The 17,974-nt window shown below is 45.3% G+C and carries 16 protein-coding genes; 12 read left to right on the forward strand and 4 right to left on the reverse strand.

The genetic code is table 11. The annotated features are described in order from the left end of the window. The first annotated feature begins 98 nt into the window (after positions 1-98). From MCG98_RS09080 to MCG98_RS09095, 4 genes are all read left to right on the forward strand, one after another. A complete protein-coding gene (locus MCG98_RS09080) occupies positions 99-377 on the forward strand; it encodes a type II toxin-antitoxin system Phd/YefM family antitoxin (protein ID WP_240301682.1) in 279 nt (92 codons plus the stop codon). Further along, on the forward strand, positions 374-685 hold the full coding sequence (locus MCG98_RS09085) for a type II toxin-antitoxin system RelE/ParE family toxin (protein ID WP_240301683.1): 312 nt from the start codon (positions 374-376) through the stop codon (positions 683-685). Before MCG98_RS09080 ends, MCG98_RS09085 begins: the two co-directional genes overlap by 4 nt. A 561-nt stretch (positions 686-1,246) precedes the next feature. Beyond that, positions 1,247-1,735 carry a sigma-70 family RNA polymerase sigma factor gene (locus MCG98_RS09090; RefSeq protein ID WP_240301684.1) on the forward strand — a complete coding sequence of 163 codons (489 nt, stop codon included), beginning with the start codon at positions 1,247-1,249 and terminating at the stop codon, positions 1,733-1,735. After that, a complete protein-coding gene (locus MCG98_RS09095; protein ID WP_240301685.1) occupies positions 1,725-2,300 on the forward strand; it encodes a zf-HC2 domain-containing protein in 576 nt (191 codons plus the stop codon). Before MCG98_RS09090 ends, MCG98_RS09095 begins: the two co-directional genes overlap by 11 nt. A gap of 48 nt (positions 2,301-2,348) precedes the next feature. Here MCG98_RS09095 and MCG98_RS09100 read toward each other — a convergent pair whose 3' ends face one another. Further along, a complete protein-coding gene (locus MCG98_RS09100; RefSeq protein ID WP_240301686.1) occupies positions 2,349-5,549 on the reverse strand; it encodes an ATP-binding protein in 3,201 nt (1,066 codons plus the stop codon). Positions 5,550-5,770: 221 nt separating this feature from the next. Here MCG98_RS09100 and MCG98_RS09105 point away from each other — a divergent pair, with 221 nt between their 5' ends. From MCG98_RS09105 to MCG98_RS09120, 4 genes are all read left to right on the forward strand, one after another. Continuing rightward, the gene (locus tag MCG98_RS09105) at positions 5,771-6,475 is read left to right on the forward strand and encodes an AzlC family ABC transporter permease (protein ID WP_240301687.1); all 705 of its coding nucleotides are present in this window, start codon (positions 5,771-5,773) and stop codon (positions 6,473-6,475) included. Continuing rightward, entirely contained in the window at positions 6,465-6,776 is a 312-nt protein-coding gene (locus MCG98_RS09110; protein WP_240301688.1) for an AzlD domain-containing protein, read from the forward strand. Before MCG98_RS09105 ends, MCG98_RS09110 begins: the two co-directional genes overlap by 11 nt. 293 nt (positions 6,777-7,069) lie before the next feature. Beyond that, the gene (locus MCG98_RS09115; RefSeq protein WP_345891636.1) at positions 7,070-9,676 is read left to right on the forward strand and encodes a cation-translocating P-type ATPase; all 2,607 of its coding nucleotides are present in this window, start codon (positions 7,070-7,072) and stop codon (positions 9,674-9,676) included. Positions 9,677-9,754: 78 nt separating this feature from the next. Then, complete coding sequence (locus tag MCG98_RS09120) at positions 9,755-10,801, forward strand: aldose epimerase family protein (protein ID WP_240301689.1); 1,047 nt, start codon at positions 9,755-9,757, stop codon at positions 10,799-10,801. A 55-nt stretch (positions 10,802-10,856) separates the two neighbouring features. Here the strand turns inward: MCG98_RS09120 and MCG98_RS09125 are convergent, their stop codons facing one another. After that, positions 10,857-11,390 (reverse strand): isochorismatase family cysteine hydrolase, encoded by a 534-nt coding sequence (locus MCG98_RS09125; protein ID WP_240301690.1) that lies wholly within the window; start codon positions 11,388-11,390, stop codon positions 10,857-10,859. Positions 11,391-11,630: 240 nt separating this feature from the next. Between MCG98_RS09125 and MCG98_RS09130 the strand changes: the two genes are divergently transcribed. The 3 genes from MCG98_RS09130 to MCG98_RS09140 are packed head-to-tail and all read left to right on the forward strand — an operon-like array spanning position 11,631 to position 14,521. Then, positions 11,631-12,860: a glycosyltransferase family 4 protein gene (locus tag MCG98_RS09130; RefSeq protein WP_240301691.1), complete on the forward strand. Its 1,230-nt coding sequence runs from the start codon at positions 11,631-11,633 to the stop codon at positions 12,858-12,860. Further along, positions 12,842-13,891, forward strand: coding sequence for a glycosyltransferase family 4 protein (locus MCG98_RS09135; protein ID WP_240301692.1), 1,050 nt, complete (start codon positions 12,842-12,844; stop codon positions 13,889-13,891). Before MCG98_RS09130 ends, MCG98_RS09135 begins: the two co-directional genes overlap by 19 nt. 30 nt (positions 13,892-13,921) lie before the next feature. Next, the gene (locus tag MCG98_RS09140) at positions 13,922-14,521 is read left to right on the forward strand and encodes a TVP38/TMEM64 family protein (RefSeq protein WP_240301693.1); all 600 of its coding nucleotides are present in this window, start codon (positions 13,922-13,924) and stop codon (positions 14,519-14,521) included. A gap of 3 nt (positions 14,522-14,524) precedes the next feature. Here the strand turns inward: MCG98_RS09140 and MCG98_RS09145 are convergent, their stop codons facing one another. Both MCG98_RS09145 and MCG98_RS09150 read right to left on the reverse strand, forming a co-directional pair. Then, positions 14,525-15,367, reverse strand: a complete 843-nt coding sequence (locus MCG98_RS09145) for an AraC family transcriptional regulator (protein ID WP_240301694.1) — start codon at positions 15,365-15,367, stop codon at positions 14,525-14,527. A gap of 15 nt (positions 15,368-15,382) precedes the next feature. Further along, a complete protein-coding gene (locus MCG98_RS09150) occupies positions 15,383-16,456 on the reverse strand; it encodes a GntR family transcriptional regulator (protein WP_240301695.1) in 1,074 nt (357 codons plus the stop codon). A 363-nt stretch (positions 16,457-16,819) separates the two neighbouring features. On the opposite strand from MCG98_RS09150, the gene MCG98_RS09155 reads away from it, so the two are divergent. After that, entirely contained in the window at positions 16,820-17,920 is a 1,101-nt protein-coding gene (locus MCG98_RS09155) for a uroporphyrinogen decarboxylase family protein (RefSeq protein WP_240301696.1), read from the forward strand. Positions 17,921-17,974 lie beyond the last annotated feature (54 nt).

The raw sequence follows: 17,974 nt of genomic DNA on the forward strand, positions 1-17,974 counted from the left end.
GAAGTGGATTTATAATATGAAATGGTTTCTAAAAATAGATTGTCAATATAGTCAAAACATGATACAATATGACTATGAAATATCTAGGAGGTATCATTATGGGAGCAATAATCAGACCATCATCCGATTTAAGGAATCATTACAACGAGATTTCAAAGCAATGCCGAGAGAATAGAAATCCAGTTATTATTACTGTAAATGGACGTGGGGATACAGCGGTACTTGGATTGCAGGAATACTATCAAATGCAGGCAGAACTTGAATTGCTGCGTACACTTGCGGATGCTGAAGACGATGTAAGAAATGGAAGGGTCGCGCCAATGAAGAATACATTTGATGATATCAGAAAATCTCTGTTGGCGAGGGAAAACGGATGAAGTATCAGATCGTGAGAACAGATAAAGCCGATGAGCAGTTAAAAGACATTATTTTTTACATTGCGGACGATTCAGGAAGCGTGGAAATTGCCTTAAATTATTTGGAAAAAATAGAGACTGCCATCTGTCGTTTGGAAGAGTTTCCTTATTTTGGAAGTGTGCCAGGGTACTCTATATTGCGCAGGCAGGGTTACAGAGTTTTAATCGTGGAGCGGCATTTGATATTTTACAAAGTCCATGAAGAAAATAAAATTGTTACTATATATGCTATTGTAGATGGAAGACGAGAGTATAAAAACCTGATCTAAATAAGTAAGAGCCTTGCGGAGCAGATCCGTGAGGCTCTTCTATAATTAAACGAGTTAAAAAGTTTCTATTTTAGTATTATCTCGGACGGAATTAGTTTTATATTCTGAAATTAAGGCCTTAAAATCCTGAATAAAATTCTTCTTATTTTCATTAGTCATTTTATGCAGAGAAGAAATATCCTTTTCAATCAGTGAAAAAGTCAAGACAGGTTCTTGTTCTTGTATAATATTGTTGATGAAAGGTTTAAGAATATTATTTAAAAAATCAGGTTGTCGATCATTTATGCTTGAAAGAATATCATTTAATTTTTTTAGGTTTTTTTGAAATTCAATATCGTAAGGTGCTAGACATTCAACATCATGTTCGGTTAAATCTTGTTTTCTGAGTAATGTTTAAAATTTGTGCTCAAATAATATTTTTTCTGATTCATCATGCGCGGTGTCTGGTTCTAATCCTTGTTCTATAAAAACGGTGACTCTTTTTTTGCTGTGAGTAAAATAATATCTGAATGTTGTAACGAAACTTACACTGCGGACACTTATATACAAAGGAGGAAAATCATGCAGGATATGGAGCAGATTTATGAAAAATATATGCCACAGGTATACAAGTATCTGTTCAGTCTCTGCCATGATACTCATCTGACCGAGGAGCTGACGCAGGAGACTTTTTTTCAGGCAATGAAGTCGATTGACAGTTTCCGGGGGGACTGTAAACTTTACGTATGGCTGTGCCAGATCGCCAGGAATCTGTGGTGCAGAGAATTAAAGAAAAAGTCAAAAGAAAAGCGGTCTGAGCTAACGGAAGAAATTCCGGATGCAGGACCGGAGCCGGAACGGTCCGCCATAGAGAAAATTGAGGTTCTTGAGCTGTATAAGCTGCTGCATGCACTGGAGGAACCCTTGAGGGAAGTCATGTATCTTCGGCTGACGGGCAATTTCAGTTTTAAAGAAATTGGAGAGATTCTGGATAAGGATGAGAATTGGGCGAGAGTGACATTTTACCGTGGTAAACAGAGAATACGAAAGGAGAGCCGTCATGAAGTGTAAGATGATTCAGGATTTGCTGCCATTATATATTGATGGTCTGACGAGTGAGGAGAGCAATAAGGAAATAGAAAAACATCTGAAGACATGTAAAGAGTGCAGAGAATGCTGCCAGGAGATGAAGGGTGAAATCAATGAGCCGGTGGTCATCAGCGATGAAGAGATCCATGATGTGGAGCTGCTGAAAAAGATAAAGAAAAGAAAGCGCCGGATGGGAATCGCCGGAGGGATCATCGCTGCGGCTGCACTGATTATGGTTCTGGCGCTGATGCAACCGAGGACATACAGTAAGGCCCGATATGAAGATGTTACGCTGACGTATGGAACAAGAGGCGATGTCGCGTATCTGACGATGGAGACGAAGCCGGGATATGATATTGTGTTTACCGGAGCAAATTCATATTTAAAAGTATTATCCGTAGAGAAATCTTTTGATATGGGAAAAGGCAGCATGGGATGGGAAGAAGAGATTGGGCCGGAAGATGAGCCATGCAGATGGACGATTGAATTCTCGGATAAGATTGTTGTGTTTGAAAACGGGGAACTGGTTGAAGAAAAAGATAAGTAGAAAGCGAAAAACCCTGTTTTCATACAGAGTTTTTCGCTGATTCTTCTGCTATATCTTCCGGAAAGCCTTCTCAAGTCTCTCAAGAAGTTTCTGATAATCAATCGGTTTTGATATGTGGTCGTTCATACCGGCGGCAAGGGACCTGTTGATGTCCTCGGGGAAGGCATTGGCAGTCAGTGCGATGATCGGGATTGCGGCGGCCTGTGGGTGAGTGCTGCTTCGGATGCCGCGTGCTGCAGTGTAGCCGTCCATGACGGGCATCTGCAGGTCCATCAGGATTACCTGATATGTTCCCGGTTCAGATGCGGTAAACATATTCAATGCCTCCAGTCCATTTTCGGCGGTGGATACAACCATACCGGCCTGAGAAAGAATGGTCTGGGCGATTTCCATATTCAGCGCATTATCTTCGACCAGAAGGATGCGCCTGCCGGTCAGGCAGGTATCCGTCAGTGCTGGGGCAGGACATCCGGGTGTATCAAAATTTTTAAATTCTTCAGGGGAGGAGTCTGCGGGCATGGCAATATTCAGATTTAAAGTCACGACAAATCGGCTTCCGACACCCGGTTCGCTTTCGACGCGGATATCTCCCTGCATGGCAGATACAATTCCCTGCGCGATGGACATTCCGAGACCGGTACCCTGAATATGCTGTGATTTAGCGTTTTCAGCGCGGGAAAAGGGTGCGAAGATATAATCCAGAAATTCCCTGTCAATTCCGATCCCGTTATCTTCTACCGTAAAGACAAAACATCCCGCTGATTGTGACTGGCTGGATACTTCCTGCACAGTCAGGCTGATCTGCCCTCCTTTTGGAGTGTACTTGACGGCATTGTCACCGAGGTTGATCAGAAGCTGGCGGATACGGCTGCTGTCGCCGAGCAGATGATCATGACTGACGTCCAGGGTATTAAAAGTTATATGCTGTTTTTTGCTGATGGCATCTGTACGGATCATAGCGTAAACTTCCTGTATCAGTTCGTTCAGGGAAAATGGTTCTTCCATCAGTTCCAGCTTACCCTTCTCAATCTTTGACATATCCAGAATCTCATTGATCAGATGCAGAAGATGGCGGCTGGAAAACTGGATTTTATCCAGGCATTCCTTTACCTTATCAGTGTCATTGACCTGTGAGAATGCAATGGAGGTCATACCGATTATGGCATTCAATGGGGTACGGATGTCATGGGACATCTGAGCCAGAAAACTGCTTTTTGCTTCATTTGCCTGCTTGGCTGTCTCGTATGCTGCCAGCAAAGCCTTGCGGTTCTGCTCTTCCAGCTCCTTTTCCTCTTCTACACTGTGTGCTGCCAGAATGATCCGGGTTGGAATGCCGCTGCGGCTTTCCGCAAGAATGATATGTACTCTCATCCAGCCGAAATAACCGCCATAGTTCCGTCTGAATTCCAGTGCATAAATGGTTTCACCGGCATTGATCCTGCGGATGATTTCACGTGTGGACAGATCCTTTGCAAATTTCTGCTGATCATCCCTGTAAATGGCACGTTCTGTGTAAACGTTTTTCAAATAAGCGTAGCTGTCTGAAGTATCGATGTATTCTTTCAGATCCTCTGAAAGCGCAAATGACTGAAAGGTGTCATTTTCGAGGTCAACATAAAAGACAGAGTGATAGAAAGAAGAAAGGCCTCTGATGATATTCTGATATTCAAAATAGAGCTTCTTTCGCCGGTTCTCCTCCAGCTCCTCCAGCTTCTGTTCAGTGATATTCATATTTGCAAAGATGACTTTTGTGACCTGTCCGTCGATCATTTCAGAGATGCTGAAACGTGAGCGCACCCACTCTACGCCGTGGGAATAAATTCGCCTGAAGTCGATATCATATACAGGCTGTTCCGGTGACAGGACCTGCCTGAGAAATTCCGGACTGCCGGCTCTGCGCATTTTTTCCTGATCATCAGAAAAAACATGCTGCTGTACAAATTTTTCATAATAAGCGGAGAGGCTTCCCATGGGAAAGGCGTTTTCCTCGATGATGGCGGACTCCTGCCAAATAGGCTTTTCCATATCGTTTACAAGGTCAAAGATATAGATCGAGTAATAACACTGGCACAGATTCGACAGTACTTGCTCCCGCTGTTCGGCTTCCTGTCTGTTGTCTGCATTCCTCAGGGTGAAAAGTATCCGTTCCTCCATATCCTGAAGAATCCGGGATGAATAATAGCGGTAGTAATGCAAAATGCCATTTTCATCATACAGACGAAGAGAACCTTCCATATAGCCGCACGTCTGATAACTGGAGGGACTTAAAATACGTTCAAATTCCTGCCGGTCTTCCATAGGCATTAACGGAAGGAGCTGCCGGTAAAAATCATCGAATCTCCCATACTGAGACAGATGCAGAAGTCTTCCGGAGTAGTGGATGCAGTGGTATTCTGCCTTTTCCGTATTGATGTTCAGCGCAAGCTTATAAATCTGAGAAAATGCTGTCTGGGACGCAGCATCGTCAATCCGCCTTTCAATTTCCCTGTCCTGCTCATCAAATGCAGCGATCACCCATGGGTATTCACAGGAATAATGCATGGAAGGAACTATCAGGAGCCGTCGCCAGTTTCCGCAGCTGTTCCGGTAAAGGGTCTCAAAGCGGGTTTCCCCCAGGCTGAGATGCTCCAGGATATTTTGGACATCGGTAAGCTCGAGCAGCAGTTCTCTGTATTCCGGTGCAGCCTCAGCATTTACATAATTTTGAAAAAATGTTTGAAAATTGGAATACGTTGCTGACTGCCGCTGGAATTTTTCCGGAAGCTTCATAACCTTGAAGCTCTGATCGGCCACATTGCACAGCAAAATGCCGGTATAATTCTCACCAAGAGTCTGTATGACGGTATCGAATTCATGCTTCATCACAGTGGTGTCAGTAATATTCTGGTGATAGCCTCGCAGACAGACACCTTCAGTATAATTCCAGTCACGAATGCCTCCGCAGCGGATATAGATTCTTCCATATGTGGGGTGAACCCAAGGATACTGCACCTCAGAGCGCTCATTTGCGCAAAGCTTTTTAACGGCGGATTCCACAAGCGGATAATAATCCGGCTCTATCCGTTCATACCAGAACTGATAACAGTTTTCGGGAGGGAGTTCTTCCTGAAGCCCCAGTAATTCAAGCATCGCGCCGTCAACATACATCCGGGGTTTTTTGTTTTCCTCCAATTCAATGACCCACAGGCCTGTCCGCCCTTCGTGCAGTACTTCCTGTATTTTTTTTATATCGTTAAAATAGTCGGGCATATAACAGGAACTCCTTTCTCTCAAACTATATGATTCTTCCATTTTATGCTATTCCCGGTGTTGTTGCAAGTTTCCTGATGAAAAAGTTCAGAAAACGTATTCTATAATTGAGAAATGGAAAAAATTGTGGTAGAATATTCACGTACTTTAAGGAGTCCATTGACACCCCGAGACGTTCGGGCTGACGATGGGCTTACATTTTGCATCAGGGGGTAATATGGATGAAAGAATGGCAGAGGGGAGTGCGCGACGGGCTTCCTATTTGTTTTGGATATTTTGCAGTGTCCTTTGCGTTCGGCATACAGGCGCGGTCGGTTGGGATGACTGCGTTTCAGGCGGTGCTCATGTCGGTGACAAACCTCACGTCAGCCGGGCAGTTTGCTTCGCTTGATACGATCGCGGCATCCGCCACGTATTTTGAGATGGCTTTTCTGCAGCTGGTGATCAATATGAGATATTTTTTGATGTCTTGTTCGCTGTCTCAGAAATTATCATATGACTTGAATCCGATTCACCGGTTTTTCATGGCATACGGGGTGACGGATGAGATCTTTGGAGTGAGTGTGTGCAGACCCGGGACTTTACGTCCCTGGTATTTTTACGGACTGATGTCGGCAGCCGTTCCCGGATGGGGGCTTGGAACACTGGTTGGCGTTATCTGCGGAAAAGTGCTTCCGGTGACCATTATCAATGCTCTTGGCATAGCAATATACGGTATGTTCCTTGCAGTGATCCTGCCGGCCGCGAAAAAGGACAAGGCTGTGGCAGGGGTGGTGATTTGCGCGATGCTCCTCGGTTGTGTCATGCGCTACACTCCATTTCTTCGGGAAATCTCTTCCGGAATGCAGATCATTATCATAATATTGATAGTTGCGGGGGCCGCGGCATGGCTGTTCCCACGAAAGGAGACGGAAAATGCAGGGTAATATCTACATTTACATACTGGTCATGGCAGCTGTGACATATGCAGTCCGCGCGCTGCCGCTGACACTGATACGGAAAAAAATCACGAACCGGTATATCCAGTCGTTTTTATATTACGTTCCATATGCAACGCTTGCAGCGATGACGTTTCCGGCAATCTTGTATTCAACCGGAGACATGGTGTCGGCTGTCTGTGGATTTGCTGCGGCACTGTTTCTGGCATACAGGGGAAAGGGCCTGCTTCCGGTAGCGGCAGGTGCATGTGTGGTAGTATTTGTAGTCCAGCTTGCTATGAGAATTTAAAAAAACGGTTGACACTGAGAGGGAAAAAAGCTATACTTGAAAACAATCGAATTGCATTAAGAGGGAGTAGTTTAAATGCATTGTCAACAAACGCGGCTGCGGGATGCAGTCTGGTGATGCATGCCTTGAATGAAGGGTTACAAGACTTTTAATGTACTTATGGAATATGCGAAATTCCACAAGTACATTAAAGGTCTTTTTTATTGTATAGGAAACTTCGTCCCCTGTACAAAAATGCGCCCGTGTGCCTGATAGCACAGTCAAGGCAGTTAAAATGAATGGAGGAAAGAATTATGATGTGGTACCAGAAAAAACAAGATCAGGTGCTGAAGGAGCTGGGGGTATCGTGTGAGGGACTGACTGCCGAAAAGGCGTCAGAAATCCTGAGAGAAAAGGGAGAAAATGTCCTGCTGGAAGGTAAGAAAAAAAGTGCCATTCAGGTGTTCTTTGAACAGTTCAAAGACCTTCTGGTAGTGATCCTGATCGCGGCAGCGGTCATCTCCATGTTTTCAGGAAATGTGGAAAGTACGATCGTTATCGTAGCGGTCATTATACTGAATGCTATTCTGGGAACAGTACAGCATGAAAAGGCACAGAAATCTCTGGAAAGTCTTAAATCACTGTCTTCACCGAGTGCAAAAGTCATCCGCGGGGGACAGAAGATCGAGATTGATTCCAGGGAAGTTGTACCGGGGGATATCCTGCTGCTTGAGGCCGGAGATATGGTGGTAGCGGATGGCCGTATACTGCACAATTATTCGCTGCAGGTCAACGAAAGTTCGCTGACAGGAGAATCGACCAATGTGGAAAAGACAGAGGGGATTCTGGAGGGAGAGCTGCCCCTCGGTGACCGGGTCAACATGATCTACTCCGGAAGTCTTGTCACGTATGGCCGTGCAAAAGCGGTTGTGACGGAGACGGGTATGGATACCGAGATGGGGAAAATCGCCAGCCTCATGAATGCGACGCAGGAGAAAAAGACACCGCTGCAGGTGAGCCTTGACAATTTCAGCAGTAAGCTTGCCATAGTCATCATGATTATCTGTGCGGCTGTATTTGTGCTGAGCCTTTACCGAAAGATGCCGGTTCTGGACTCCCTGATGTTTGCAGTGGCACTTGCTGTAGCTGCAATACCGGAGGCATTAAGTTCCATTGTCACGATCGTGCAGGCAATGGGGACACAGAAGATGGCAAGGGAAAACGCTGTCATCAAAGAACTTAAGGCAGTGGAAAGCCTGGGATGTGTCTCAGTCATCTGCTCGGATAAAACAGGTACCCTGACTCAGAATAAAATGACAGTCCAGAAAATCTATATTGACGGACAGATCCTGAACCCGGAACAACTGGATCTGCATAACCAGCTGCACCGTTATCTCTTATATAATGCGATCCTGACGAATGATTCCGCCATCGTTGACGGAAAAGGAATCGGGGATCCAACAGAATTCGCGCTGCTTGAGATGGCCAGGAAGACAAGCGTGAATGATGAAATCATGCGTGATATGATGGAGCGTATGGAAGAGATCCCGTTTGACTCAGAGAGAAAACTGATGAGCACCAAATATGCACTGCACCAGGTTCCTACAATTCTTACGAAGGGGGCTGTTGATGTACTTCTGCCGAGGACAACACATATCAGAACGACGGATGGTATCATCGAGATGACAGATGCTGACCGTGTCAGGATCACAGAACAGAACATGGAGTTTTCCTCACAGGGTCTGCGTGTACTGGCATTTGGATACAAGGAAGTGGAAGAAGATCATGTCCTCTCTCTGGAATCAGAAAATGGTTATACTTTCCTGGGGCTGATATCCATGGTAGATCCCCCGAGAACAGAATCCGTCCGGGCAGTTGCGGATGCGAAACGCGCCGGGATCCGAACTGTCATGATCACCGGCGATCACAAAGTAACCGCAGCGGCCATCGCAAGACAGATTGGGATTTTTGAAAAGGGCGATCTGGCTGTTACCGGAACAGAACTGGATGCGATGACGGAAGAAGAACTGGATCGCGATATAGAAAAAATATCCGTGTATGCCAGAGTATCCCCGGAAAATAAGATACGGATTGTGGATGCATGGCAGCGAAAAGGAAATATCGTATCCATGACAGGAGACGGCGTTAATGATGCCCCGGCGCTTAAAAAGGCGGATATCGGTGTGGCTATGGGAATAACCGGTACAGAAGTTTCAAAAGATGCGGCATCGATGATCCTGACAGATGATAATTTTGCGACGATCATCAAGGCGGTTGCAAATGGAAGAAATGTCTACCGGAATATTAAAAATGCGATTAAATTTCTGCTCTCAGGGAACATGGCAGGGATTCTGTCTGTTTTGTATACTTCTGTGATGGGGCTTCCGGTTCCTTTTGCACCGGTGCATCTGCTGTTTATCAATCTGCTGACGGATTCCATGCCGGCGATTGCGATCGGTATGGAACCGGCGGAGAAGAACCTGCTCTCTCAGAAACCAAGGGATCCGAAGACAGGGATTCTGACGAAAAATTTTATGCTTGCGCTTCTTGTTCAGGGCGGTTTGATCGCTGTCTGTACAATGGCAGCGTTTACCATCGGCCTGAGAGGCGGCAATGCTGCAGTAGCCAGCACAATGGCTTTCTGTACGCTGACACTGGCCAGGCTGTTCCATGGGTTTAACTGCAGAAGTGATCAGTCGATATTTAAAATCGGTTTCAGGCGCAACTGGTACAGCCTGGGAGCATTTGCCGCAGGGGTTGTCATGCTCAGCCTGGTCATGTTCGTTCCATTCCTGAAAAGGGTATTCTCCGTCGCAACTCTGACTGGGCATCAGATAGGTATGGTATATCTGCTGGCAGTTGTACCGACGGTGCTGATCCAGCTTGTCAAGGTTATGAAAGGGGCAGTGAGCCGCCGATGAAAATCCTGATGCAGATGTAGAAAAAATCAGTTATAATCATGGTAACGACACATATTGACAGATTCAAAAGAAAGGACCATGAGTATGAAACAGAGTGTTTTTGGAAAAACCACATCGGGGGAAACCGTCACCCAGTATGAGATCAGCAATAAGAATGGAATGCTCGTCCGTCTTATCGATTACGGAGCCATATTGGTTTCTGTTTTGATACCGGATGGAAATGGAAATGTGAAGGATGTGGTGCTTGGATACGACAGCATGGAAGGATACGAGGACAATCCGCCTCATTTCGGAGCGGTTATCGGACGCGGTGCGAACCGCATTGAAAATGGAACTTTTAAGTTGAATGATGCAGTGTATCAGCTTGGGAAAAATAACAATGGAAACAATCTTCACAGCGGGCCGGATCTGTACGAGCACCGTATGTGGAAGGTGACCGGAAGCGCCGAACAGTATGTGACCTTTACACTGCAGAGTCCGGCGATGGATCAGGGGTTTCCGGGAAATCTGGAAATTTCCGTGACATATGAACTTACCGATGAGAACGCGGTGATTCTGCGTTACACCGGTATTGCAGATGAGGATACGGTTGTCAATATGACAAACCATTCGTATTTTAATCTGAGCGGTCACGAGGATCCGTCCATTATGGACCACAAGGTGTGGATAAATGCGGACAGTTTTACACCGGTAAAAGATGAGAAGGCGATTCCAGCAGGAATCATTCAGGCTGTAAAAGGAACGCCGATGGATTTTACGGAGGCCAGAGAAATCGCTGCTAATATGGATATGGAGTTTGAGCAGCTGAAATTTACAGGTGGTTATGACCACAATTATGTGCTCAACCAATATGACAAAAAGGTCCGTCCCGCAGCAAAGGTGAGCAGCCCAAAGAGCGGGATATCCATGGAGGTCCTGACTGACACGCCGGGCATTCAGTTTTACATCGGCAACTTTATCAAAGGGCCTGCAGGGAAAGGTAAGATACCGTATCATCCGCGGCAGGGGCTCTGTCTGGAGACTCAGTATTTTCCGAATTCTGTAAATGAGCCGGCTTTCGACAGCCCGGTTTTGAAAAAGGGTCAGAATTACGATTCAACGACGATCTATCAATTTAAGTTCTAGCAGTTATCATTTATATAAAGGTACCGGCTGTCTTTTCTGGACGGCCGGTACCTTTTTAAACAATTTCTATCTGGCACATTTTCATTGCGCGCAGTGCATTTTCATGGCTCTCGGGTGTTACACCCGCACAGCAGGATGAATCAACACGGATGTGAGCTTCCGGCAGAAATGTTTTCACCAGCAGGGCGTTTGAGATCACACAGATATCGGTACACAGACCGATCAGTTCAATATCCGTATAGGCCTGATACTTTCCACAGGATAAGTCTGTGGCAAATGAGGATGAGCCAAAGGTCACTTTTTCATAGACGGTGTGCGGATAATCAGAGATGAGTCCGGCGATGCTGCTGTGCAGTTCCCAGCCCGGTGTGCCTTTGATACAGTGTTTTACCGGAAGATTTCTGCCTTCCTGAGTATCCGCATAATTCTCCGCGTGCGTGTCCATCGTCAGAATGACAGCGGCATCTTCGGCCTGGTACTGTCTGATTTTTTCTTGTACACCTGGTACAATGGCAACGGCCTCGGGAGTTCCGAGAGAGCCGGTGATGAAATCATTCTGCATATCCACTACAATCAGTAATTTATTCATAAGATTCTTCACTCCTTATTGTTCTGATACTTTATTTTAACAGATAATCGTTTTAAAGAAAACTTAAGAAATTTCGGTGTTATTTCTTAAGTGGGCCATATTATTCTGAAAGAGAAAAGAAACACGGAGATATTACAAAAATGTAAGATTAATGTCAGGTAAATCGATGGCTGGCAGAGCAGAGGAATGTTAGACTTTAGTTATAACAGAAAGATAAATATGCGGACAGGAGGGAATCCGATGAAAATACTGATTACGACAGACTGGTATGCACCGGCGGTTAACGGAGTGGTGACTTCCGTTTTGAATCTGAAGAAGGAGATGGAAGAACGAGGACATGAAGTACGGGTACTGACACTGGCAAAAGACGGTAAGCAGCGCAGACGTGAAAACGTATATTATCTGAGATCATTTGGAATCGGAAAGATTTATCCCGATGCAAGGGCATCCATATCATCGAGGAATCAATATTTAAAAGAACTGATTCAGTGGAGACCGGATATCATACATACGCAGTGTGAATTTACGACATTTTTATGTGCCCTGAAGATTTCCAGAAACTGCAGATGCCCGATCGTTCACACGTATCACACGGTGTATGAAGATTACACCCATTATTTTTCACCGTCAGTGACAGTTGGGAGAAAGGTGATTTCCGTATGGAGCCGCCGGCTGCTCTCGAAGGTTGACGCGGTAGTGGCACCGACTGAAAAAGTCCGCAGTCTGTTGAAGACGTACGGAGTGGAAACGCCGGTCTCGGTTGTGCCGACCGGGATTAACATCAGAAAATACCAGGCCGTGCCGGACAAAGTGCGTCAGGAACAGCTGAGAAAACAGCTTGGAATACCTAAGGAGAATAAAGTGATCGTGAGTGTCGGAAGACTTGCACGTGAAAAAAATATTAAGGAGATCTTGCAGTATATCAAAAAAACGGACCGCAGTGATATAACGTATCTTATCGTGGGAGACGGACCGTGCCGCGAAGAACTGGAACATGAGACGGCGCGTCTTAAAATGCAGGAGCAGGTGGTGTTCGCAGGCATGGTAAAGCCTCAGGAGGTGGGCGATTATTACAGGCTGGGCGACGTTTTTGTCAGCGCCTCCAACAGTGAGACGCAGGGGCTTACGTATATTGAGGCGCTTGCCAATGCAATTCCCGCGCTCTGCAGAAAAGATGAATGTCTGACACAGGTGATAGAGAATGGCTGCAATGGATATCAGTATCAGGATTATGAGGAATTTGAGAAATATCTTGAATGTCTTCTGGACGACGATGAACATCGGAAAGAGATGGCTCTGTGTGCGGTGAAATCTGCAAAGCGTTATTCCACAGAAAACTTTGGAGACAGCATAGAACAGATTTACAAACATACTGTCGGGCAGACGACCGCAGGGCTGGGACGGGAGTTATACCGTGTGGTGACGTTCAGAACAGTGAGAGGAGGAAGAAAATGTACAAAATCAATATGATGTCAAAGGCAGATGCGGCAAAAGGACACGGTGTACTGTCCGCGCATGATGAACAGGTCTCTCTTGTCAGGGATATGCTTGGCGATAGTTTTGAGGTGGTGGAAAATGCGAGGGAGACAAGCGATATCACGCATTATCATTCCATTAATCCGGAATTTCTGGCGGCGGTTCCCTTTCATAAGAAGAAGGGTACGACCGTGGGATACGTTCATTTTCTTCCTGAGACTGTGGAAAACAGTATACGTCTTCCCGGACTTGTCAGAAAACTGTTCTATAGGTATATGATCGCATTTTATAAGCGTATGGACCATCTGGTGACAGTCAATCCTTATTTTATTGATGCACTTCAAAAGTATGGTGTGCCGAGGGAAAAGATAACATATATACCGAACGTGGTGTCGGAGGAGAGATTTTGCCCGCTGCCGATGCAAAGACGCCGTGAGGTGCGCAGGGCATATGGGCTTGATGAAGAAAGATTCACAGTTTTGAGTGCAGGCCAGCTTCAGAAAAGAAAGGGAGTCATGGATTTTATCCGCATTGCGCAGAGTATGCCCGAAATCCAGTTTGTATGGGCAGGAGGCTTTTCCTTTGGGAAAATTTCAGACGGGTATGATGAGATCAATAAAGCGCTGAAAAGCCTGCCGGATAATGTCAGGTTTCTTGGGATGGTGGAGCGGGAGCGTATGAACGATATTTACAATATGGCTGATGTCATGTTTTTGGCTTCCTATGAAGAATTATTTCCGATGACGATTCTGGAGGCTATGAACTGCGGTCTTCCGATTGTGGTGAGGGATCTTGAAATTTATCAGCCAATCCTGTTTGATTATGTGTTAAAAGGAAATACTGACAGAGAGTTTAAAATTCTGTTGAAACGTCTGAGCATGGAGCCGGGATTTTACATGGAGGCTGCACACCAGTCGTTTGCCGGGCACAAGTTCTACAGCAGAGAACATGTAGCGCAGTTATGGAGACAGTATTATCTGAGTCTCATTGCAGGAAAAGCGGAGAAAAAAGCATCTCTGAACTGAGTCGCAGCAGGTGCGGTATTGGAGGAAACAATGGAGAAAAAATATACGGCATACTGCATGAATGCAGTTGTGGTCCTGGGACTGATCGGGACCGCCGCATTTATCATATATGGCATTGACAGGCGGATTTTCACATCCGAGGAGTCACTGCAGATGTTTCTGGACGGATTTGGAATTTTTGCGCCGATCATATTCACGGCGATACAGGTCGTTCAGGTTGTAGTGCCGATCCTTCCGGGAGCAATCGGATGTCTGGGAGGCGTACTGATGTTTGGCCCTTTCTGGGGGTTTGTCTATAATTATACGGGAATCTGCATTGGTTCCATCATTGTTTTCCTGTTATCGAAACGATATGGGAAACCGATGATCATGACGGTCTTTAAAGAAAAAACGTATGATAAATATATCGGATGGCTCGAGAAAGGGAAGAAATTCGATAAGGCATTTGCGGCAGCTATTTTCTTCCCTGTGGCTCCGGACGATCTGCTTTGTTATCTGGCTGGACTCACAGAGATGAGGCTGGGCAAATTTGTGCTTATCATACTTCTGGGCAAGCCGTTCTCCATCTTTCTGTACAGCCTTGGCCTGACCGGTATCATGCAGGGGATTTCAATGCTGTGTGCGGCATAATGTTCAATGCGCCTGGCGGTACTCGCTGGGGGACATTCCCAGCTTTTTGCGAAAATAATAAGAAAAATAAGCGTCATTTTGAAATCCGGTACTGACGGCAACCTGGCGGATCGTGAGACCTGTGTCCGACAGCAGGATTTTAGCGGCATTCAGACGGGTGTTCAAAATATATTCTTTGGGGGAGATTCCGGTCTCCTCCTTGAATTTTGTGGAAAAATAACTGGGATTCAGGCAGGCGATATCGGCCAGCCCGGTCAATGTCAGAGACTCCTGATAGTGAATCTGGATATAATTCATGATCTCACTAATAATGGATTCTCTGGCATTTTTTTTCATTTTTGTCCGCATCAGAATATCGGACAGAATCATGTGGATATAACTGGAAGTCAGCTCCTCACACAGAGGAGCCTGATCCCGAAAGCCATTCAGGATTTCGCGGAGCAGGTCATATGTGCGTGTCAGATTAATGGGAACATAGACATGTCCGTAACGGCAGATTTCTGTCACCAGTTCATCAGAAGAGCAGCCGTCGAATCCGATCCAGTACATTTCCGTAAGTTCGTTAGATGCATAGATATGATATTTCCGTGTGTCAACAACAGCAATTTCATTTTCAGTGATCGTATAATCTTTGGAGCCCACGATCAGAGACAGGCTGCCTTTTACTACATAGAGTATGAGAAAACGTATTTCTGTCGGCGCACTGCGTGAAATAAGATAGTGCCTGTTTAAAAAATAATGTCCGCATCTGTCCAGGAAAAAGAGGTTTTTTCTGGCAAATGCTGATGGAAAATTAATATAAAGATCCGATGGGTCCAGGATTCCGGCTTCTCCGATAGGTTTCATGGTATCGCCTCCAGTTTAAATGTGGTCTTTTACGGTATCACGTTCCACCAGTTTTGGGGTAAACGTATAATTTGCGTCAAAAGTAGGATCGTGTATCAATTTTACAAGATTTTCTGCCGTTTTCAGCCCAATCTCCACGCTCGGATGCACAATGGTGGTAAGCTGAGTTCCCTGTCGTGCCAGCGGAGAGTCATCGTATCCGATAACCGACATATCATCCGGGACCCGGATACCGTGATCCTGAAGAAAGGCCAGCAGTGCGGATGCCATAAGGTCATTATAGCAGAAGATGGCTGAGTGATTTTCAAGGCATGCCAAAACCCGCTCTTCCTGTACATCAAGAAACATGGAAGGGGAAGTTTCGTTGGTATACCAGAGCACATTAGTTTCGCGGGGAATCATCTGGTATTCCTGAAGCGCACGCAGATACCCCTGGTAGCGGTAAATACCCTGAAGATCGTCAAGTTTTCCTATATGCATAATATCATGGTGCCCGTGTTCCAGCAAATGCTTTGTGGCAAGATATCCTCCCTCCCTGTCATCCAGTGCGATACGCGGCAGATTGATGTCACTGTAATTACAGTCGATCAATACGATAGGAAAGGTTTCCTTCAGCTGCCGGTATAATTCCGGCTGGATTCTTGGAAGGGTCGTTCTGCTCGGCTCCAGTATGATCCCTGCAAAATCCTTGTCCAGCAGTGAGGAAAGAACGTAATGTTCTGTCTCCGCGCTGTTGTTGGTGCCCAGGAGATTCATAAGGAATCCGGCCCTGGCAAGAGCGTCATAGATAGCGCTGATTTTCTGTGGAAAAATATAGGAATCCAGGTATGTTGTAATAACTGCGATATTCTGTGAGGAGACGGGGACAGTATGGATTTTCGGCGGATGTGCTACATAAGTCCCGCTTCCCTGGATCGTTGTCAGTATACCTTTGGAGGCCAGATGTTCAATAGCCTTCCGCACAGTCTGGCGGCTGACGTGAAGCGTCTGAGAGAGCTGAAGCTCCGGGGGAATATTATCTCCCTGTTTTAAATTGTTTTCGGTAATATTGGATAAGATCCAATCCGAGACCTGCAAATATTTTGCCATCACACACCTCTGTTCTTAATTAATATACATATATTTTCTACTTTATTATACAATTGGTACGTAAAAAAATCAATAAGAGTACAAAATAAATACAAATTAAATACAAGCAAAAAATCTTAAATACAAAAAATCCCGGCATAAATCTAATAATAATAAAAAAACTCAAAAAAATATACAAAATTACAAAATAAAGCTTATAGAATATATACAAAAAAGTGCAAAAACAGATAAAAATGTTGACAAAAATATACAAATAAAATACAATTAAAAACAGAAAAGATAAAAAGCAAAATACAAAACGGACAACATATAATACAAATCTAAAAAGGGTACAAATTAAAACGGTCAAGGGAGGATTGACAAATGGGAAAAACGAAAGCAGAGCGGACCCTGGATGTGATCAAAAGAAAAGACATCTCATATCTGCCGAGCCAGATAGCTTTTGCAACGGGAACGGGCAAACAAAAAGTTGTGGATGCCATGGGATTTCAGACATGGGATGAGTTTGATGAATATCTTGATAATCATTATCATATGACGTGTCAGATGGACGATGTTGTCTGCTGGTATTGCGGAGATGTGGATAAAACAAAACTGGCTGCGAAGCACGGATGTGCCAGAATTGACTGGAAGACAAACCGTGTCTGGGACCGTTGGGAGATGGAATTTGATATCTATGCACCGAGTGGATTTTTCAATTACGGACATCCTCTGGCCGATCTGGATGAGGAGATGCTGGAAAGATGGAGTCCCCCGTCGCTGGATGACATGGACAACCTTTTCGGGTTTGCAATGGAAGAGAAAGATCAGTACGGTAAAGATTATCTCGTATTCGTAAACGGGTACTGCGGGATATTCGAGCGTTCTTTTAATCTGGTGGGGTTCGAAGATTTTATGGCATTGCTGGTGACTGAGCCGGACCTGGCATATGCATTGATGGAAAAGATCACCGATTATAAAGTTGAGATTGCAAAGGAGTGTGTGAAGCGGGGATTTGAGATGGCACACCACGGAGATGATCTGGGGACACAGATCACAACGTTTTTATCCGTCCCCATGTTTCAGAAGATGATCAAACCACATCTGAAGAGGCTGTTTGCTGTTTACAAAGACGCAGGGCTTCCGATACAGATGCATACCTGTGGAAATGTGACAGACTACATACCGGATCTGATCGATATCGGGCTCGATGTTCTGGAACCGGTACAGGCATGTATGGACTTTGAATTTCTGCAGAGAGAATATGGAAAGGATCTCTGCTTCTATGGCGGAATCGATACACAGCAGCTGCTGACTTTCGAACGGCCGGAGAAAGTGTATGATGAGACACTTCGTGTCATTGATGTTCTGGGAAAAGACGGCGGACTGATCATTGCACCATCCCAGGAACTGATGCCGAACGTACCGGTTGAAAATATTATTGCGATGCTGAACGCAATCAACCGGGTCAAGGGCAGAAACTGAAGAACCTGTTCATTATAAGAAGATAAAACAAAACAGGAGAGAAAGGAGATTTGA

This window comes from Ruminococcus sp. OA3 (assembly GCF_022440845.1).
GTDB lineage: Bacteria > Bacillota > Clostridia > Lachnospirales > Lachnospiraceae > Ruminococcus_G.